This window comes from Sporosarcina sp. Y1009, from assembly GCF_057669865.1.
The window spans coordinates 384,791-405,299 of sequence record NZ_JBYHFO010000002.1; the positions used below are offsets into that span (position 1 = coordinate 384,791).

A 20,509-nucleotide genomic window follows, 5' to 3' on the forward strand; every position below is an offset into this window, starting at 1 on the left:
ACAAGGATGGTTTTTTTGAGTCGTCGAGTGTATTCAACTTACCCCTATGGTAGAATACACTATAACTTGTAGTATGAGAGGTTAGGAGACTGTCATGATAAAATCGACTAAGTACGCACTATATATTCTTATGTTTAATACATTTGTAACGATGTCAGGAATTGGACTTATTATCCCCATCATGCCGGAGTACTTAGGTACATTTGGAGTTGCAGGACAAGTACTAGGTTTCCTTATCGCTATGTTTTCATTTTCACAGTTTATCTTTTCACCAATCGCTGGTGATTTGTCCGATAAACATGGAAGAAAAAACCTCATTATCGGAGGACTGATTATTTACGGGTTATCACAACTTACCTTTGGTATGGCGACTGAATTGTGGATGTTATTTGCCTCAAGATTTTTCTCAGGTTTAGGTGCTGCTTTCATTCTTCCACCAACGATGGCATTTGTCGCTGATTTGACTACAATTGAAAAACGCGGCCGGGGCATGGGGTTACTAGCAGCTTCCATGTCATTCGGATTCGTAATTGGACCAGGTATAGGCGGTTTCCTTTCCCAAATCAGCTTGGATTTCCCTTTTTATATCGGCGCAACAGTAGCGATAACCGCAGCGATAATCTCATTTTTTGCACTACCCAATCCAAAGCCGGTGGCGCGCGAAATAGGCGTTGCATTGAAGGGTGAGAATATTATACAGCAATTAAAGCGATCTGCAGCTACTCCATATTTTGTGATGTTCATCGTTATGTTTGTTTTCTCTTTTGGATTGGCAAATTTCCAATCAACGATTTCGTTATACGTCGATCATAAATATGGGTATACGATTTCACAAATTGCTATCCTTATAACAGTCGGAGGTTTCGTAGGGACAATTGCTCAAATGTTTATCATTGGTCCGTTATTTAAACGGTTCGGTGAAATGCGTGTTATTCTTGTTAATCTGGTGATTTCAGCCATCGCGATGCTTTGGATATTGTTTGTTGATACATATTCAATGATCCTCATCGTATCGATGGTGTTCTTTACAGCAACTGCCCTGTTACGTCCCGCTGTTAATACGCTTGTTTCTAAATTAGCAGGCGATGAACAAGGTTTTGCAGCAGGCATGATCACTGCTTATATGAGTCTTGGCAATATGATTGGTCCAGCTTTAGCAGGAATATTATTCGATATCAATATCATTTATCCATATATTATTGGGACTGTTATCTTACTCATTTGTTTCTCAATTGCCTTATTCTGGTCAAAGCGGAATTCGGATTTATTGGACCCGATTAGTGTGAAAAAATGAGTTGTCATAAATGAATAATGGTGAATTCTAGAAGTTCCTCAAAAAATAGGCATAAAAAAGGATAAGAAATTGTGATTTCTTATCCTTTTTATTTTGCGAACTTTTTATGGCTAACTACAGAGCACAGAGAAATGATTAAAACCTCATCTTTTTCGCTTGTTCTTTAATAACTCCGCAATATTTTCTTCTGCAGTATTTACTGGCGATGCTGGTTCTTCTTTAACAATCCGTTTTAGACCAAAGCCTTTAAAAAATCCAAAGCGGCGCAATGTGATGTCTAGGAAGAAGATAATCATTGCAGCTAATATAAGCCCTTGGGCAATTGGTTTTTTCTCCTCACTCCTATAATCATGTGCTCTAAATGCCTCTGTCGGGTTTTCTAACAACTTTCCACCAGTCGAGGTCGCAATTTTCTCGAGTAGATTTCTATTTGGCGTTCCCCTTTTATACTCCTCATTGTATGGAACCGATATTCCTGCTTCAAAATAGCCACCTTTATCGTCTGATACACCAAAAAATACGAGTCCTGGATTTGCTTCGAGTGTTACCCGCATTTTACCTGGTGCTAACGGTTCTGAAGTGAAAGGTATTTCAGTTCCTTTTTCGTCGACTATTGCAACATCGAGAAATGCAGCGCTCCGCGAGCTGTCCATCACTGTGTAGGTCCCTCCCTGTTCATGAGTGATAATATATGGAACATCCTCATAAGACGGGAGGAGCCTCGCTACAGCCGCATTCCAGAAATCGGCATATCGATTCCATTGTGCGAAATCGCCTGTCCATTTTCCACTAGAATCAGATGTAAATGCAACCGTTCTTCCGAGTCCATACATCCACTCCGCTAGAACTGGGTCCTCTTTCGGACTTTCTCCTATAGTTGTGGCTGTATTTTTCAATGTTGTTGCGATATAGGCATTTATTTCTGGAACACCATCTGTAAACAATGCATTCCATTCTGGAACTCCGCCTAGCGTCATATAAAATGGATCATCTTCGATATAAGTCCGAGTCATCAAAGAGGTTTCTCGGGATAGGATTGCTGGGATTGTCGATTCATCGATGACATCATAAAATCGCCCGCCTCCACTTTCAGCCAACCTCTCTAACAAAGCGCGATCAGCATCATTTCCAATTGCTACCGTTGACATCGTAATATTATTTCCTTTTCCATCAGCGATTACTTCATCATAGCCAGGGGGCATATTTGATTGTCCATCAGTCAAAAGAATAATATGTTTTCGCTGTAATACAGAAGCTGTTAAATCATCATAAGCTTGTTTCATTCCTGGATAAATATCGGTTCCACCAAGTGCGGATACAGATAATATTTTTTCTATAGCAGCGTTTTGATCTTCTAATGGCGCTAGTGGAATTATATTCCAAACCTTGTCGTCAAACGCGATAAAACCAAAATTATCATCATCGCGGAGAAGTTCAACTGAACGTGCAGCCGCCTCTCTTGCAAGAACGATTTTCGATCCCGCCATACTACCGGATCTATCAAGTACAATGACCAAGCCAAGAGAAGGCAATTGTTCTTTCCCTTTAATCTCCATCTCGACAGGAAGCAGTCGCTCAATCGGAGATTTAAAATAGCCGCCTAAACCAAAACTTTCCTCGCCTCCAACCATCATAAAGCCTGTTCCAAAACTTTTTACAGCCTGTTCAATGATTTTCATTCGATTCTCACCAACAAGATGTCCAGGCACATTATCAAAAATAATTGCACTGTAGTCCATATAACCGGATAGTGTTTCAGGTAATAAATCAGCATGAACCGTATCTACATCTATAGATTCCTGATCGAGGAGAGAGGGAATAATTGATGGATTTCTGTCTGTATCGACAACAAGTACGCGTGGAGATCTCTCAACCATCGTGACTGAAACCATACGATTATTCTCAAGTATTTTATCATTCGATACGATAAGTTTAGCTTCATATTTCAATAATCCTTCGTTCGCTGAAGCTCTTCGTACAGAGAATGTATTGCTCCCCTGTTCAAGTTGTACATCTTGCTCGCTAATCTCTTGGTCATTTTCATAAATGATCAATTTTCCAGCCGTTCGACTCGACGCATCGACCTCAACGCGTAGCAATTGTTGTTCACCCGCATACGAAGTTCTTGGCGTTTCAAACGAAATAATAGAAGCATCTGTCCCAGCTGGACGTTCCAATAATACTGTATCTATTACGGTTTGCGCATCTCGAAATTTAGGGAGAACTTTTTCAACAGACCCTGCTGTTTCTAGCCCATCAGAGAGTAAGACGATACGCGTGGCTATATTACGATCTGCAAGCGCAGAAGACAAGTCAATTGCTTGAGAAATATCGGTCGCACTATTTTTCTCCAAACCTTCAATAATTGGCACGTCAATATCGGCATTCGTAAGCTTTACATCTGTACGGAAATTCTCAGCAAACGAATATACCCCAACTAAGTGGTTTGTTTTTCGTTCCGCCAAACTTTCCGAAATCCATGTATCCGCCGCCGTCCCGACCTCTTCAATAGAGGCTGACCGATCAACGACAAACAACACTTGTTCCTCGGTCACACGTAGCGTTAAATAGGGTGCAGTAAGCGCAAATATTAATAATAAAATCGCACTCCCTCGCAGTAAAAATAACAACGTACTACGGCTTTTCAACCGGATTTCGGAAGATTTCCATGAATAGATTAAATAAATGCCAGTTGGAATAATTAGCAGTAGCCATAATGGTTGTTCAATGCGGATATCCACGTCTACGCTGCACCTCCCATTCCATCAGCATTATCAATAAAATCGGTAAGATGAAGTATTTACCAAATAGCCATTTAGTTGCCTCGGTTTCTGTAGCACTAACTGTTTTTTCTATTCGATAGGATTGCCCTGTTTGCAACAGTAGTTCTTCCTGATTGAGTTGAACGGTGAATAATTCTTCACGTATTTCATCTCGTGCTTTATAAACCCCGGGAATCTGTGGTGCATTGAAGTTAGCCGCGTCTAAAACTGTCGTCAGATATTCATCTTCAATCGTGAATATTTCAAGTTTTTCAGTATCATTACTTGTCAGAACGGATTTTCGTTCATTCGGGGTAAAGGTTCCAAGCGTTTCTCCACCTGCACCAATCTGTTCAACCACACTCCAAATAAATAATGGGAATGAAGCATGTAGTGGCCAGTCTGTCATTTCGACGTCTGCTAGAATGATAATATCTCCTCGACCTGATATTTGGATAAAAGGCTTATTTCCAATCATCGCAATGGTTTCGAATTCTTCAAAAGCCGGATAAACACTATTTACGTAAACATCAGATAGATCCGCAATGGAGAATAACGAATCTGATGATGTAGTAATTTCTCCTGCAACTTCTTCTACTGGTTGATCATTTCGACCAAAAAGAACTAGTGGTTGAGTACCTTTCTCCAAAAACGCTACATCATTTGTAACAATGATTGAATCGGCTAATGCAGTCGTTAATTCATTACTTGCACCAGTTGACACCAATATACCTACGGCTTCAAATGCTTTTTTAATGAGTTCATGTAATTGATCATCAATCATAACACCTGTTCTTTCGAGACTTAAAATTACAGATGCTTCATTATCGACATCATAATCATCATCAACTTCTATCCTAGCTAATAATGCTTTCACTTTCGGTAAATCTTTAAATGATAGCAGTTTTTCTTGCTCACCTGACTCCATCATAAAAGAATTATTTACAAGTTCGATCCCCGTAAGCGCATCCGTCACAATCAATTGTCCACCAATACTTTCTTCTAAATTATTGACTAGTTTTATAATTGCTTCTGTTCCTTCTGGCGTTTCAACTGCACCAAATTTATCGATAGTTACGTTTTGATGTATTTCCGAAGATGCGTGGACAGTCCAAGCAATGCTTCCATTTGCTTCAGGAAGTGATTGTTGATTCAAAGCATCTGTAAAAATATGAATATCCACTTCACTATCAGCTGCAATCGACTGAGCGAAATCGATTGCACGTTCCATAAATTCATGTTCATAAGTAACTTCTAGTTGCTCAATAGCAGAGATTACTTTTTCAATACTTTTTTCTTCTTGAATAGCAGTTGTCGGCTCTTTTCCTGTTAGTATAATGGTAATCGGTTGTCCAGATCGTCCATTCACTAGTTTTTTAATCGTTTCTTTGTGTTGACCCAAAAGTGTATTGTCCTCTCTTGCTACAAGCATACTAGCCGAGGTATCAACTATGAGAATCGTATGATCATGAACTGCATCTTCTTTTGTTATAAATGGATTCATTAAAATAAATAATAGCAATAATAATGCGGCCATCTGTAAATAAAACAGCGCATTTTTTTGAAGGTTTTTCAAATAGGGCGACACTTTTGTCTCACGCATAGATTGTTCCCAAAACATAGTCGAAGATATTGTTTTCACTTCATATTTTTTACGGAAAAAATAATAAAGAAGGACGGCTATTGGGAACAGAACTGTCCAACTATATACTAACTTCTCAAATCCCAAAGCCAACCCCCCTATTCAAGCCAACCGACTTGGCGCATTTTTTTCGTCATCATAGGCATCACACCATCTGATACTTGACCATGAATAATTTTGACCCCATATTTTTTTGCAAGTGCAAATAACTTTCCTTCATGAATTTCTTTTTGTTCAATATATTCACGAATGGAGCGGTTAGTCATGGTCACTTCTACATTGTCTTCATTTTCAATATCTACCAACCGAATATCACCCTCATAAGAAGGACGTTCTTCTGATTCAGACTGTACAAGAATTACGCGAACATCCTTGCAAATTCCCCGTAATCTCCTAAATGTATGTTCCCAACTCTCTGTTCTCTCTAATCCGTCTGTTATCAAGAACAAAATAGTAACAGCTTTTGGAATATGATTTAGGAGCTGATTTGTAAAACCACTTTTAGAATTAGGCTCTTCCATGGTTGAAAGAAATCTTGTAACAGCCGCGCGCTGTGCAATCCCCTTTTTACGAATGAAGCGATTCTGCTCATCAATGCGAGTTGAAACTGAAACGGTATCTCCACTTTTCAATGCTACATAATTAAGTCCCGCTGTTAGTTTACGTGCAAAATCCCATTTCCCTTCTACCTGCATCGACATCGTTGAATCCAATACAATATGAATGCGCATCTCCTGCTCATCCAGAAATTGTTTAATAAACGGTTGACCTGTCCTAGCATATACATTCCAATCAATATGGCGGATATCGTCACCCATGTGGTATTCTCTAAAATCGGAAAAGTCTAGTGAAGAACCTGTCTTTCTTGATCGATGTGTACCTTTGTGATGTCCAAGTCTACCTGACTTCGTTACAATAGATAGTCCGCTTAATCGCCGAAGAAGTTGATTAGAAAATAATTCTTCTGCCATCAGACAGAGGCTCCTTGTTTAGTATCTTCAAGTAATTTAAGTAATAATTCATCAACTTCAATGCCTTCTGCTTCCCCTTCATAGTTGATCAAAATACGGTGACGAAGCGCGGGTAATGCGACAATTTTAATATCAGCAATCGAAACATGTAATCTTCCAACAGTGAATGCGCGTGCTTTTGCCAATTTAATAATTGACTGAAGTCCACGTGGGCCACTGCCGTATTGTACATAATTTGCCCAGTCATTGCTTTCTTCAGATTGAGCATGTGTCGCTGAGATTAGATCGACTGCATAATCTATCATTTCATCTGCAATGATTATTTCTTTAACCATTTGCTGTGCTTCAACAATTTCATGAGCAGTCATGACTTTCTCAATATTGATTTCTTTTGGACCTGTTGTTCGCATCATAATTTCTTTTAACTCGTTTTTAGTTGGAAAAGGTAAAAGAATTTTACATAAGAAACGGTCCATTTGTGCTTCAGGCAGCGGATAAGTTCCTTCCATCTCAATTGGATTTTGTGTTGCTAATACGAAAAAAGGGCGTGCCATTTCACGAGTTTCACCAAGAACAGTAACGGTTTTTTCGCCCATCGCTTCAAGCAATGCACTTTGTGTTTTTGGCGTAGCACGGTTAATCTCGTCTGCGAGTACCATTTGGCTGAAAATAGGTCCTTTTTTAAATACGAATTGTTGCTTGCCTTCATTTGTTCGTTCGATAATACTTGTTCCCGTAATATCCGCAGGCATTAAATCTGGCGTAAATTGAATTCTTGAAAATGAGAGATCGAGTACTTCGGAAATTGTCCGAATCAGCATCGTTTTTCCTAAACCAGGCAACCCTTCGAGGAGTGCATGGCCATCAGCTAAAATTGAGTATAATGAGAACTCAACAGCTTCGTGTTGTCCAACTATAAATTTACCGATTTCATTCTTTACACCTTCGAATTTCTTACTCATGTCTTTAATCTGTTCCTGTGTATAAGGCATTAGCTCACTCCCATTTCTTCTATTCAATCGATGAAAAATACTCAGAAAGGATTCGTTGTAAATCAGGAGATAGATTCATTTTTCCCGTACTTTCTAAATAACTTTTTTTATAACTCCCGATTACTTCGTTGTATGGGCGAATGGTTCCTCTTTCTATTGGTCCCTCAGACTCTCGTTCATCAATTAACTCGCCATCACCTAAATTACCTCCATCAACATTAGGCTCTTTTGCTGTGCCGAACCGTTCATAGGGAATAGTTAGCAGATCACGACCACCAGATCCTTGACCAATACCAGCACCTTGTCCTTGTCCATGTCCTTGTCCTTGGCCCTCGCCTTGACCTTGGCCTTCGCCCTGACCTTCGCCCTGACCTTCTCCTTGGCCTTCGCCTTGACCTTCGCCTTGACCTTCGCCCTGACCTTCTCCTTGGCCTTCGCCCTGACCTTCGCCCTGGCCTTGTCCTTGGCTCTCGTTCTGAGATGTATTGGTCATTTCCGCCAGTGCGGGTAAAGCCATACTCTTTCCTATTTTGGTTAAAGCTGCATTCGTTTGCCCCACATTTTTTGCAAGACTGCTTGATAGTTCTTTTAATGCGGATAACTCTTTTTCTTCATCATCCGATAGTCCATCTGACGATTGTGTAGATGTATCCGCAAGCTTTTTCTTTTCAGTTAATCGAAGCTCGCGTAAACGAACTTCTTTTTGTTTTTTCACTAATTCTTTCAATGCTTCTTCAGTAGTTTCAGCTTCCTTTAACTCCACGAGTACATCCTCTATTTCCTTTTTCACTTCAGGAACTGTTTCTTTATCGATCAACACTTTCATCTCTTTTTTCATCTCACCTATAATTTCCTGTTCTTGTACGATGACTTCTGCTTCTAATTGAGCTTCTGATGGAAATGTATTTAGCAATACTAAGAATAAAGAGCTAATGACTAGGCCAACTATCATTTTTATATTCATTATTTTTTTATCTCTTTTTTTGAACTTCGCATAGGCCATTCCTACTTTGTCATTAGCCTCTTCAATGATTGGTCCTGCCAATACAGAATCACTATCCTGAATTGATATTGCCGTCATCAGAAGATTATGTGGCAAATATTGATCCAGTATTAGAATTGCCTCATTTTTACGAACTCTATTATAGAAAGCATAAATAGCGGTTCCTGTAAGGACAAGAACCGCACTACTAAATGCAAAACGCTCATAATAGGGAATGACAAATAGTCTAGAAAGTACATATACAAATACCGCACTCACAACAGCATAGAAAGCGCCTGATTGCAGCGTGAATATAATTTTCTCATTTCGTAGACGACGAAGTGATGCGGTAATATAGTTATGAACGACTGTTTTTCCATCCAATTAAGTCATCTCCTCTTATTTATGCCGTTTCATATTGACACGCAAGTTTTTGATTGCAATGAACAATGTCAAAATCGTAACCGACAGATAAAAGATTAAATAAGTCCCCCATAATGGGAAGTTAACAGCTGTAAATGAAGAGATGGCTTCCTCAATCTCCGGGGCTAATATTGACGACATCAGCACTCCTGGATTTATGGATGCTAAGAAATAAGCTGGAAATGATGATGGAACTGCACTGGTGCTCAACGATGTCAACTGGACAAACATTAATGAAAGAAAAGCGGTAACAATCGTCAAAAACAACATCGTTCCATAGGTTGCGATCATCGATACAATCGTTCGTCGCGTAATTGTAGAGAACATAACCCCAATACTTCCCATTGCAAGCAGCGTGACAAATAGATATAAAAACACAAGTCCGAAGTCCAAAGGTGATATTCCCCCGAATAGAAATACAAGACTATAAATCGGAAGACCCGCGAAAATTAACAGCAATAGGAAAGCAAGAGATGATAATAATTTACCCGTAATAATTTGAAAAGAACTTTGTGATGTCGTCAACAAAATTGGTAAAGTTTGTTTTTCTCTTTCTGTACTAATTACACCCGCTGTCAACCCGGGGCTTATAAATAACACCAAGCCCAATTGGATAAATGAAAGTAACGTAAATAAGAAGAAGCTTTCATCCGGTGTAAAATAAGACGTCCGATTGACTGTCATTGTTACAAATATAAAACCGAAGACGAAAATACACATAATGAGCAAATAAAACAAAATGCCATTAAAGCTTTTAGCTGATCTAAATCTCAACTTGATTTCCTTCGATAAAACTGGATTACTTAAGTTAAGCTTCATCTCCATCTACTCCTTTCGTTATTTCCATGAATACATCTTCTAGATTTGTGACATGTTCCGAAAACGAAAGAATTGGAATATCAGTAGCCATCGCATTTTTTAATAATTCAACTTGATCCTGATCAGTTCCTTTAAATGAAAAACGAATCCCATTGTTAGTTTCCAATACTTCGATGTTCGTGATGAATGGATTCTCTTCGAAAAACTGAATTGTTTTGGAGTCAATTGTCATTGTCAAGCTAGCAGTGATGATTTTCTCACCGCGTAGCTGCATTTGAATTTCATTAACCGATCCATGTGCAATAATGCGGCCATTGTCTATAACCCCTATCTCATCGCACATTTCTGCAAGCTCGGGTAAAATATGAGAAGAGATTAAGATTGTTTTCCCCATATTCTTCAAGGACTTTAAAATATCTCTCATTTCAATACGCGCCCTCGGATCTAGTCCAGAAGCAGGTTCATCTAAAATAAGAACTTTTGGATCATGGATAAGGCTACGTGCCAAACATAGTCGCTGTTTCATACCCCTAGATAGCAGATCAACATATTCATAACGTTTATGTGTCAGATTCACAAGTTCAAGTAATTGCGGAATAATTTTCAGTCGTTCAGCTTCTGGCATTCCGTAACTTGCAGCATAGAAGTCTAAATACTCATCAGCTTTAAGCTGATCATATACACCAAAGAAATCCGGCATATAGCCAATCATTTTCCGGATTTCTGTTGGATTTTCTCGAACACTAATACCATTAATAAATAACTCTCCCGAGGTAGGCTGTAATAGAGTCGCAAGAATTAGAAAGGTCGTTGATTTACCCGCACCATTCGCACCAACAAATCCAAAAACCGTACCTTCTTTAATCGATAAATTAATATCATTTAAAGCCTTAAAATTACCGTATTTTTTTGTCACGCCATTTATCTGAATCATTTCGACACCTCCCCTACTAACTCCAGTTTCGGGAGAACTTCTCCGTTACTATACTGACCACTATTAAAAATTATTTCGATTGATAAAGTACCATCATTAGACAGGTAATCAGAAATATTATCTTTTAACAAAAATTCATCTGATTCAATTATTTCATATTCATCAGTTCGAACATTAAATATTTTACTGGTATATAATTCATGATCAAGATTTGTTACTTTCAACGATGACCACGCTACTTTTGTCATGTCCAACTCTTCAGGTAGTACCCAGTTCTGTTCATACTGAACGCCATCCATATATTCCTCCATCATCGGATCATCAATCACATAGTGATGCCCAAAATCATCGTCGTTAACGATCATATACATCTCAAGAAAATATTCATCCAATGTAATTTCATCTTCAAATATCATTTCTGATTGAACTGTCTGCACAATCATTGTTACGGCAGAAAGTGTAGAATTTACATCCTCGAGTGAAACTGGCACTACTTGGGCATCCGTATACCCAATTATGACTGGTTTGTTTGATACGCTCATATAATCGCTGAAAAATGTTAAGGAATTATTTTTTCGCATCTCCATCAGATCGTCGTTGCCTGTTGCATTATGCCCACCATAATAATTTGATCTCGGCTTTAAAATAGACCCTTTTAAAGTTTCAGTTATTTCAATCGTTTCCCCTGCATTAATGTCATCTAGAGCTATAAAATCATTCCCTGCCCATATTGCAACATCCGTTAATATAAACGGAAAGTCATTTGTGATTGAGCCTGACAACACACCTTTGTCAACTATTAAATCATTGGACATCCCGCCGACATCTTTTAAATTTGTTTCACCATAAACGGATGCGACATTCCAGTAGCCCACATTTCTGTAGTGTAAAGTTGAAGTTGAGGCATCATTCTCAAGCAAAACATGTTTATGAAGCATATTGCCGTTACCACCAAACAACGAGTACTGTGGTGACGCGAGTAATGAGGTTCCATTAGGCGCATTAAATCTATAGTCACCAGACTTATTCGACAGAATTGACTCGGCATAATAACCGCTTACATTCCCACCATTTTCCGCACTCAAGACAGCCGTATGCTGAATTTGTGTTCTTCCTATCCGATCTTTAGCTCCGTATCCAAAAATAGCTACTGAGGTAATTAGAGCAATTGCCGGAATAATCCACCATGCATATTCACGCTTATCTTTACGTTTAAGGATGAAATACAAAACTGGTATAATTATGATCATATATAATGCGATAACCCCAAAAATCAAAGGTGCAGAAACTTTAAACGAAGGAAATAGTTGATTACTGCTTCCAATCATATGCGATAAATCATTTAGTGGATTGTACATATTCATATAGGGAGATATAATCGAATCCTCTCCTGCGCTTAAGAGTGTATTCCAGAAAGCAGTCATTCCAGGAGAGTTTGCAATTGGTTCATCTCCAAAGGAAAATGCAGTTTGCATGACAAGCCCTTGCCCCATTTTTTTCTGTGCAACGAGTATTTGTTCATCTTCTATTAAAAGAGCAATAGCCCCTTCAGATAGCTCAGATGAAAATAATTGAATTTCTTCTTCAAAACCAGTTGTACTTGCCCAATCATTTAAAGCACGAGGGATAATTTTAGTCTTTTCCGATAACTCTAAAGGTAAATAAGAAGAAAAAACACCGACTTCATCTTTAACACTTTCTGAACTACCCAATACGATAATCCCACCATTTTTAACCCATTCCAATACCGCAAGTTGCTTTTCACTTTGCAAGTCTGCAAAAGAAAATTCATCTAAGATCATATAGTCAATTACATCCCAACCACGGGGATCAGTAGGCAAATTCGATAGTCCAATTTTTCCAGAATCGATTAGTTGCGTATTGGATGATGGTCCGATCTCTACACTTTTTAACGCATTCAGTCGATCCACATTATTTGTAAATGTCACAATCATTTTCTCATCATAATACATCGTTGCAGTGAGCGATTGTGCACCAGCATGTTCGACTTCTTTTCCCTTTTTCCATCCACCCTCATAAAGGAAAATTGATTTCTGATTTGTACCGCCGTATGCCCCCCCGATTCCTTCCATATTATTTACAAAGAAAGAAACAGTTTTCGTTTCTCCGGTACCAAGTTCAATAGGAAAGGCTCTTCCCATCCCTTGTTGATAGAATTCGACTATATCTACTACTAAATCGCCACTAAAAGGAGCCCCACTATTTTCAACAGTTATTGAAATGGGCGCCCCTTTTTCGTATTTTGCTTTTCCATCGATTCCAGTTGAAAACTTAACAGTTAATCCTGGATTCGCTAGTGCTGAAGTACTGGGAATAAATAAAATAAATACAATAAAAACAGTCACTAACCCCATAATCTTTTTCATCATCTATAGCCCCCATTTTAGTAGCGTAGCGTCTACCCTAATAGTACGATTTAGAATGGAATAAGTTTCTAGTTCACTGAAAATTTATTGTTTTGTTGAATCTTTAGCGCATGCTCTTGAACAACTTCTGTAAAAGCCGATACTTGTTTTAAAGCGAATGATGACTCGTAACCGATTAACCAGGTGTCACGTGTCAATTCAAATTCTTCATCACTGTTTAATAACGGGATTTTATTCACCTGTTCATCACCAATTAATGTGATTGCAGGTAGAATAGCATAACCAATCCCATTTAACGCAAGCTGTTTACACGTTTCAATTTGGTCAACAGTAATTTGCCTTTCAGGTTTTTGTGAGAAATGACGTTGCCACCAATGTTGAATTTCTCGATGGTAGTTTGAATCACTCTTAAATTGTACAAATGGGCGTGTCGTCTCCTTTATTTGATCCAACGACGTCATTTCATGGTCAACTAGATACAATTGATCTCGAAACAAATACTCTTTCCGACCTTTCCAGTCTGTCTGCCCCCTAACAATTCCAATATGAGCTTCGCGCTCATTTAATGCTTTTACAATTTCAGAACTCCAACCCGTCATAAGTGAAATTTGTGCATCTGGATAGCGTTCGACAAACTCTTTCAACACTTGAGGAAGCCATGTTTGTCCAACAATTGATGCACATGCGATTTTCAAGGTTCCATGTACTTTATCGGCCATTGAAGCAATCATTTCAAGTGCTGCCTCTTTTTTCAGGATAGCTTCTTTGGCATACTCGACGACCAGTTCTCCTGCAGGTGTTGGCTCCAAACCTTTTTGTGAACGAATGAATAATAATGTATTCCACTCTTTTTCAATAGACTGAAGACGTTGAGATAGCGCTGGTTGCGACAAAAACAAACGGTCTGCAGCTTTTCGCATATTTCCTTCTTCTGCTAGCGTTTTTATAATTTCAAGTTCAATCATCGACATTAAAAAGCTCCTTTCCTCTAGGTATTCTTAATATGAGTAAAAAACTAATGACAGCAAATACTGCGACGCCTATATAAACCCACTGTAAAGAATCACTTAATGCCATTTGAAGCAAATTCGCTTCAGACGCCGATAATTGTCCTCGGCCTTCTTCAGTAAGAAGTAAATTTATATCATCAACACCAAAAGCTGAATTATTTTTCGTAAAGGTTGCCATAAGTGAAGCATTTAATATTGCACCGTAGAATGCTGCACCAACTGTGTTTCCAAAATTACGCATAAACATATTCGCAGCTGTTGCGGACCCCCTCATTTGTCTTGGCACAGCACCTTGAATCGTAACGACAAATGCAGTAGTCGTTAGCCCCATGCCAACTCCAACAAAAAAGCTAGAAACCGCTGCCCATAGTGGACCGGACGATGCATTCATCATGACAAATAACATCGCCCCAACAACCAATGATATCCCTCCGAAAAATGATACTTTAAAAGTTCCCCAACGAAGCAAAAGATGTCCTGCAACCGAAGAGGCTAATGGCCAGCCTATTGACATTGCCGTTAACGTAAACCCCGCAATGATCGCTGGTTGCTCCATCACACCGGTGACAAAGGTTGGTAAATATGCGGAAATCCCGATTAAGATAAAACCCGTAGTAAAAGAGACTAAATTCGCATATAAAATCACTGGACTTTTCCAAATTGAAAAAGGCATTAACGGATCTTTAGCCGTTCGTTCAACAAACACAAAAACACTGAAAAGACTTAAACTAATTAATAAGAGTACAACACTCGATAAGGAAAGTCGGTCAAACGATTGTCCTCCTTCAACCAGCCATATTAATATTGTTGTTAAAGAAGCGGTTAGTAGCGCAGCGCCTTTAAAATCAATTGATACTTTTCCCTCGCGTTTTGGCTCATGTAAAAACATACCAATCCCAATCATAGCTAGGATTCCTAACGGTATATTAACCCAAAAAACATATTCCCATTTAAAATAATAAACAATACCGCCACCAATGGCTGGTCCAAGTATGGCGGAGATTCCCCAGATACTTGATAAATAGCCCTGTACTTTAGCACGTTCTTCAGTAGAATATATATCGCCTACAATAGTCGAAGCAATTGGCATAACTGCGCCAGCTCCCAAGCCCTGTAAAAGACGATAAACAATAAGTTGTTCCATTGAAGTTGCAAAGCCACATAAAAACGATCCAATGATAAAAATTGTCATTCCGAAAAAAAATATTGGCTTTCTTCCAAAGAGATCTGCTAGTTTACCATAGACTAAAACTGTCACTGTGCTCATTAATAAATATGCAGAAAAGATCCAACTATATCTCGAAAAACCACCAAGATCTGAGGCGATTACAGGCATTGCAGTTGTTACGATTGTTGCTTCAACAGCACTTACAAACATCGCTAGCATAACCGAAACGAGAACGAGTGGTCTATTCATCATTTTTTTGCTATTTTCCATTTATTTCACCTTTCAAAAAGAGAAGGCCCCTGCTGCGGAGCCTTCCCATTTGTGTCTTCCCCGTTATTCAACGGAATATATATATTTCTTAAACTGTTTTAAAATAACTCTCCTAGTTAAAATGCCTGCAAATGTTCCATCCTCTTCAACAACACATATAAATGGATGGTCGATCACTAAATCTAATCCCCTTTGAAATCGATCTGTTGTACGAATCGTTGGGAAATCAGTTTTCATAATTTCATCTACTTTTAAATCTGGTAAGCGTTCATATTCGATATGAGCCAAACCTAAAATGGAATCAGTAACAGTTCGTATACTAAGAAGTCCTTTTAATCGGTCACGAGAATCTAATACTGGAATTGCAGAATATCCTGTTTTTGTTAGAACAAGAAGTGCATGTTCTGCATTATTACCAATTTGTACGTGGACCACCTTTTCAGCTGAAATAATATAATCTTTTATCGGGGTAAATAAAAACGCTTTGTTATTAACAGAAAGCATGTAATCGGCTCCTTCTATCTCTGTGCTTGACAGTTCAAAACCTACTCATCTATCATAGCACAAGAAACCTATAGTTAAGAGCAAAAAGATTTATAATGCCACGATAATTCGCCTGCAAATAAAGTGTAATAATCTTCTTTTCAAGACCTTTTTTAGTCTTCAAAATTCTCCTTAATCGTCGGTATAAATTCACTGTAATCAAACCCCAAGGAAAATTGTTAATTCTAAACAATAGACCTCGCGATTAGATATGCGAGGTCCCTGACGATTCAGTTAAATTCTATATGAAAAAGCATAGTATAAAATTATTACCCCAACAAATATTGCTGCAACTAATATGATCCATAGAATAGGGTTAAGCGTAAAAGGATGCTCTTCGATTGCATCCGGAATTTCCGCATTTTTTTCATTCAAGATACCGGTAGTACGCTCCGTTTTTCGAACACTTATTGCACTGATGGTACATATAATTATGACAACAATAATAAACGGGATCGTCCAAATATCCATTTATCTATCACATCCTTTAATAAAAGGATGTGCAATTTATCATTTATTAACCATTTTTTTAGAAAGGATACCTTTAAAATGGTGATTTATTTAACCACTGTCCACCGTCAAGCGTGACAATTTCACCATTCATGTATGATGCTTTTTCGGACATGATAAAAGCAGCTAGTTCTGCAATTTCTTCCGGCTTACCAAGCCTACCAAGCGGAATTGAGGCCAGCGTTCGTTTTGCAGCTTCTTCAGATTCCCAAAGCTTATCTGCACCACCCGTACGTTCAATCGGTCCTGGCGCGATTCCATTGACTCGAATGCCGTACTGTGTCCCCCATTCAACTGCAAGTGTTCTCGTCAGTGACATAACACCAGCTTTTGCCGCAGCAGAATGAATGACACCAGCTCCCGCATCCCAAGCATACGTCGCGAGCATATTTAAAATTGTCCCTTTTTGTTTGCTTTCAATCCAGTACTTCCCAACCGCACTTGAACAATAAAATGTCCCGTTTAGCACGATATCAATGACAGATTTCCAGCCATTTGGCGAGAGCTCTTCCGCTCGAACGATAAAATTTCCAGCCGCGTTATTCACAAGCCCATCAATGCGACCAAATTGCTTATCTGCAAAATTAACCATCTGCTGAACGGACTCGACATCTCTAACATCCATTTGAAAAATACTTGCATTGTCACCGATTTCTTCCTTCGCAGCTTGTAAACGTTCGAGATCTCGTCCTGTAATCACGACGTTCGCACCCTCGCCTGCAAACTTCTTTGCCATGTATTTCCCCATACCGTTAGATCCACCCGTAACAATCATTACTTTACCTTTATACAATCTAATTCCCCCTTTATGAATGAATGCTCACTCACAATGTAACATAAATTAATCTTATTGACGACAGAAAGTTCTAATTACTCTTTTCTATCTGCAAGATTCATTCGGCTAGCAAAAGCAAAGTGTGTACAAACCGAGTAATATTTGGTAATCTAAAGTAGATTACAGCTTCAAATAAAATATTTCCAATAAGCTTAAGGAGGTTAATCTTGAACATTAGTGAATCTTTACGTGAACTTACAATTGCGATCTATACAGTTAATCGTCATGCTAAAACAGCACCAGATAATAAAGTGTTATATGAGTTAAAAAAATTGGCGCTTGAAAAGCTATTAAATACTGGTCATGCAACAAAAATCGGATTGCACTTCGTCGATAATCCAAAATTCAGTAAACAGCATTCGACCACCCTCGTTAGTTGTGGAGATTTCCTTTTCCACATGATCCCTGAAAAAGAAGACTTCAAATCTTTGCCACATCTTGGTCAACAAGATCAATCTTCTCGTAATCCTCAGGAACGCATGAGTTTACGTGTTGCAAAAGGACTACTCGAAGACTTCTTAGAAATCCCACAAAAAAAACCCATTATTAAGAAAAACACAAAAAAGCAAAGCGTTCATCAAGTGCATAAAACAAACAACTTTCGATCATCGTATTTAGACGGTTAACAATTTCAACCTGTTACCAACAATGGACATGCCCATAACTACGGCATGTCCATTTCTTTTATCATTTTCATAAACTAGGTTGATATTTCTTATATAAAACCTGAGTTCCTTGATTCTCAAAACCTTGCGCGACTAACTGATTATATAAGTCTCTCGCTAAAACTAATCCAGGTAATTTTAACCCCATTTGTTCTGCTTCCTTTAACGCAATATCCATATCTTTCAAAAAGTGCTTTACATAAAATCCAGGCTCAAAATCATTATTTAACATACGCGGTGCTAAGTTACTAAGCGACCATGATCCAGCAGCTCCTGGCGAAATAGACTTTAATACATTTTCAGGATCAAGTCCCGCCTGTTCAGCATAGACAATCGCTTCACATACACCAATCATATTTGTTGCAATCGCAATTTGATTGCACATCTTCGTGTGTTGACCTGCACCAGCCTCACCTTGATAAATAATATCTTTCCCAAAAACAGTCAGAACCGGATGTATTTCTTTATATATAGCCTCTTCACCACCACACATGATTGAGAGTGTTCCATTTTTAGCGCCAATATCTCCGCCCGAAACAGGTGCATCAATTGACGACATTCTTTTTTCGCTTGCTGCAAGTGCAATTCGTTTAGCTAAAGCAGGACTCGATGTTGTCATGTCTATCACTACTTGTCCTTCCGTTCCTGCTTCAAATATTCCTGTATCACCAAAGTAAACAGCTTCAACATCAGCTGGATATCCAACCATTGTCATAATAATATCTGCCTCTGCTGTTGCTGCACTTGGCGTTGCTGCCCAATTTGCACCTTCATCAATTAGCGCATTCGCACGTTCTTTCGTTCGTGTATATATTGTGACCTCGTATTTCGCTTTAAGTAAATGTCGAACGATGCTAGCGCCCATTACACCAGTACCTATAAAAGCTATTCTTTTCGAATTCATCATAATTCCTCCCTATGTATTCCTCTATCTATCTACCAATTCTACCAGATATTAATTATTCCGACATATATAGTTGTGAAAACATAAAAAGAGGATGAACTTCTTGTCGAAGTTCATCCTTAAAGGGGGAAATGAGAATGTTGCTGTGTTCAAATATAATATCCCCGCTTTGTCTTAGTATTAAACATATTTCTAAAAACTTTTTTTAATTTCATTGATTTTATTAATAAACTGTCTACTTTCTTCTTCTGAGACCGCCATAGAGCCATAACGAACTTTATCATATATGTTAATAAGATCATTATTTGAATCCCAGTCCATCCTTTCAAACCATTCCTTCACTGTTTCTCCGGATAACCTTGAAATGTTTGAAACCCGTGCTTCTTTTTCAAAATCTTGGTAAGCCATGCGGATTGTGTTAGCAGTTTGTAAACGATCTAACTCATGAGTTTTCACGGCTTGCGCTTTAACATTTTTTTGAATGCCCACATTTGTGATGCGATATTTCCGTCTCTGGATGCTGCCACCCACTATTTTTTGATTAATAACGAGGACGACTATGAAAATAATCGCAATAATGACAGCTGTGATTGTGAGTATAAGACTAAGATCTATGCTTTCTGAAGAAGTCGGTAAGGGTAATTTTTCAATTTCTTCGTTTTCAGTTGAATTACTTTGTTCAGTAAACTGAAGTTCAGGGAGTAATGGAGCGGTTTTGTTAAATAAATCACCAAAAAGAAAGGCGACCAAACTCACCATTGCTGAGATAAAGGATTCCATTAAATAATAAACAAAGAGAAAACTAACAACACCAATCCCTAATATTTTACTGAACATCTTATTAACTTCTTTAAATTGAAAGTTTGCAGTTCGACTTCCAATTGCTCGAAGAATGAAATAACGGAAAACAATTGCAAGAACTGTCGTTATGATGAATAGCCGTATATGCAGATGAAGAAATTCGCTCTTTTCAGGTTGAGATAAATAAATAATTGTCAATAAATAAGCAGCTGTAAATACAACCGTATTAATAGCTAAGAAGTTCCATCTTGCATGTCGTTCAGCACTAAAATTCATATGCAGTCTCCAAAATACAAAAGCGATAACTAAACTCATTGGCGCCACTGAAACGCCTATTAAAAAAAGGGGCATCGTTAGGAACAATGCTAGTAAGAGACCCAATTGAAAACTATAAGAAATACGACGAAACAGAACAGGTAACCCAACAACACTCGCGAACGCTAAGATAATGAGTACATAATGAGGGGGCATTGCAACATCACCCGATATTAATATTAGTGGATAGGTGAGCAGAATAAGTTCAATCGAAAAACTTTCAGTGTTTTTCAGTATAAGTTCATGATTGTCAACTGACCTTTTCCCCACAGACATCCCCTC

The 20,509-nt window shown here is 38.4% G+C and carries 17 protein-coding genes; 2 read left to right on the forward strand and 15 right to left on the reverse strand.

Annotation, left to right across the window (positions count from 1 at the left end):
* The first annotated feature begins 94 nt into the window (after positions 1-94).
* Positions 95-1,294 carry an MFS transporter gene (locus tag AC25Y1_RS04590; protein ID WP_488146768.1) on the forward strand — a complete coding sequence of 400 codons (1,200 nt, stop codon included), beginning with the start codon at positions 95-97 and terminating at the stop codon, positions 1,292-1,294.
* A gap of 143 nt (positions 1,295-1,437) precedes the next feature.
* Here AC25Y1_RS04590 and AC25Y1_RS04595 read toward each other — a convergent pair whose 3' ends face one another.
* The 13 genes from AC25Y1_RS04595 to fadH form a co-directional block, all read right to left on the reverse strand.
* On the reverse strand, positions 1,438-4,035 hold the full coding sequence (locus AC25Y1_RS04595) for a VWA domain-containing protein (protein ID WP_488146769.1): 2,598 nt from the start codon (positions 4,033-4,035) through the stop codon (positions 1,438-1,440).
* Complete coding sequence (locus AC25Y1_RS04600; RefSeq protein ID WP_488146770.1) at positions 4,019-5,785, reverse strand: vWA domain-containing protein; 1,767 nt, start codon at positions 5,783-5,785, stop codon at positions 4,019-4,021. The genes AC25Y1_RS04595 and AC25Y1_RS04600 overlap by 17 nt, the downstream gene beginning before the upstream one ends.
* Positions 5,786-5,796: 11 nt before the next feature.
* Complete coding sequence (locus tag AC25Y1_RS04605) at positions 5,797-6,669, reverse strand: DUF58 domain-containing protein (protein ID WP_488146771.1); 873 nt, start codon at positions 6,667-6,669, stop codon at positions 5,797-5,799.
* Complete coding sequence (locus AC25Y1_RS04610) at positions 6,669-7,661, reverse strand: AAA family ATPase (RefSeq protein ID WP_488146772.1); 993 nt, start codon at positions 7,659-7,661, stop codon at positions 6,669-6,671. Before AC25Y1_RS04610 ends, AC25Y1_RS04605 begins: the two co-directional genes overlap by 1 nt.
* Before the next feature lie 19 nt (positions 7,662-7,680).
* A complete protein-coding gene (locus AC25Y1_RS04615; protein WP_488146773.1) occupies positions 7,681-9,027 on the reverse strand; it encodes a hypothetical protein in 1,347 nt (448 codons plus the stop codon).
* 15 nt (positions 9,028-9,042) lie between these two features.
* Positions 9,043-9,885, reverse strand: a complete 843-nt coding sequence (locus AC25Y1_RS04620) for an ABC transporter permease (RefSeq protein WP_488146774.1) — start codon at positions 9,883-9,885, stop codon at positions 9,043-9,045.
* Positions 9,875-10,819 carry an ABC transporter ATP-binding protein gene (locus AC25Y1_RS04625; protein ID WP_488146775.1) on the reverse strand — a complete coding sequence of 315 codons (945 nt, stop codon included), beginning with the start codon at positions 10,817-10,819 and terminating at the stop codon, positions 9,875-9,877. Before AC25Y1_RS04625 ends, AC25Y1_RS04620 begins: the two co-directional genes overlap by 11 nt.
* The gene (locus AC25Y1_RS04630; protein ID WP_488146776.1) at positions 10,816-13,209 is read right to left on the reverse strand and encodes a hypothetical protein; all 2,394 of its coding nucleotides are present in this window, start codon (positions 13,207-13,209) and stop codon (positions 10,816-10,818) included. Before AC25Y1_RS04630 ends, AC25Y1_RS04625 begins: the two co-directional genes overlap by 4 nt.
* 65 nt (positions 13,210-13,274) lie before the next feature.
* On the reverse strand, positions 13,275-14,177 hold the full coding sequence (ccpC, locus tag AC25Y1_RS04635) for a transcriptional regulator CcpC (protein WP_488146777.1): 903 nt from the start codon (positions 14,175-14,177) through the stop codon (positions 13,275-13,277).
* Positions 14,164-15,636, reverse strand: coding sequence for an MDR family MFS transporter (locus AC25Y1_RS04640; protein WP_488146778.1), 1,473 nt, complete (start codon positions 15,634-15,636; stop codon positions 14,164-14,166). Before AC25Y1_RS04640 ends, ccpC begins: the two co-directional genes overlap by 14 nt.
* Before the next feature lie 81 nt (positions 15,637-15,717).
* Positions 15,718-16,158: a cyclic-di-AMP-binding protein CbpB gene (gene cbpB, locus AC25Y1_RS04645; protein ID WP_488146779.1), complete on the reverse strand. Its 441-nt coding sequence runs from the start codon at positions 16,156-16,158 to the stop codon at positions 15,718-15,720.
* A gap of 273 nt (positions 16,159-16,431) precedes the next feature.
* Positions 16,432-16,668, reverse strand: coding sequence for a hypothetical protein (locus AC25Y1_RS04650; protein WP_488146780.1), 237 nt, complete (start codon positions 16,666-16,668; stop codon positions 16,432-16,434).
* Positions 16,669-16,741: 73 nt separating this feature from the next.
* Positions 16,742-17,482, reverse strand: coding sequence for a 2,4-dienoyl-CoA reductase (gene fadH / locus AC25Y1_RS04655; RefSeq protein ID WP_488146812.1), 741 nt, complete (start codon positions 17,480-17,482; stop codon positions 16,742-16,744).
* 227 nt (positions 17,483-17,709) lie between these two features.
* Between fadH and AC25Y1_RS04660 the strand changes: the two genes are divergently transcribed.
* Entirely contained in the window at positions 17,710-18,168 is a 459-nt protein-coding gene (locus AC25Y1_RS04660) for a YkyB family protein (protein WP_488146781.1), read from the forward strand.
* Positions 18,169-18,235: 67 nt separating this feature from the next.
* Here AC25Y1_RS04660 and AC25Y1_RS04665 read toward each other — a convergent pair whose 3' ends face one another.
* Positions 18,236-19,111, reverse strand: coding sequence for an NAD(P)-dependent oxidoreductase (locus AC25Y1_RS04665; protein ID WP_488146782.1), 876 nt, complete (start codon positions 19,109-19,111; stop codon positions 18,236-18,238).
* Positions 19,112-19,303: 192 nt separating this feature from the next.
* Positions 19,304-20,497, reverse strand: coding sequence for a hypothetical protein (locus AC25Y1_RS04670; protein ID WP_488146783.1), 1,194 nt, complete (start codon positions 20,495-20,497; stop codon positions 19,304-19,306).
* Between the last annotated feature and the right edge of the window lie 12 nt (positions 20,498-20,509).

Coding starts and splice junctions, on each gene's coding strand:
- AC25Y1_RS04590 (WP_488146768.1), top strand. CDS start 95: ATGATAAAATCGACTAAGTACGCACTATATATTCTTATGTTTAATACA.
- AC25Y1_RS04605 (WP_488146771.1), bottom strand. CDS start 6,669: ATGGCAGAAGAATTATTTTCTAATCAACTTCTTCGGCGATTAAGCGGA.
- AC25Y1_RS04610 (WP_488146772.1), bottom strand. CDS start 7,661: ATGCCTTATACACAGGAACAGATTAAAGACATGAGTAAGAAATTCGAA.
- AC25Y1_RS04620 (WP_488146774.1), bottom strand. CDS start 9,885: ATGAAGCTTAACTTAAGTAATCCAGTTTTATCGAAGGAAATCAAGTTG.
- AC25Y1_RS04625 (WP_488146775.1), bottom strand. CDS start 10,819: ATGATTCAGATAAATGGCGTGACAAAAAAATACGGTAATTTTAAGGCT.
- AC25Y1_RS04630 (WP_488146776.1), bottom strand. CDS start 13,209: ATGATGAAAAAGATTATGGGGTTAGTGACTGTTTTTATTGTATTTATT.
- ccpC (WP_488146777.1), bottom strand. CDS start 14,177: ATGTCGATGATTGAACTTGAAATTATAAAAACGCTAGCAGAAGAAGGA.
- AC25Y1_RS04640 (WP_488146778.1), bottom strand. CDS start 15,636: ATGATGAATAGACCACTCGTTCTCGTTTCGGTTATGCTAGCGATGTTT.
- cbpB (WP_488146779.1), bottom strand. CDS start 16,158: ATGCTTTCTGTTAATAACAAAGCGTTTTTATTTACCCCGATAAAAGAT.
- AC25Y1_RS04650 (WP_488146780.1), bottom strand. CDS start 16,668: ATGGATATTTGGACGATCCCGTTTATTATTGTTGTCATAATTATATGT.
- fadH (WP_488146812.1), bottom strand. CDS start 17,482: ATGATTGTTACGGGTGGATCTAACGGTATGGGGAAATACATGGCAAAG.
- AC25Y1_RS04665 (WP_488146782.1), bottom strand. CDS start 19,111: ATGAATTCGAAAAGAATAGCTTTTATAGGTACTGGTGTAATGGGCGCT.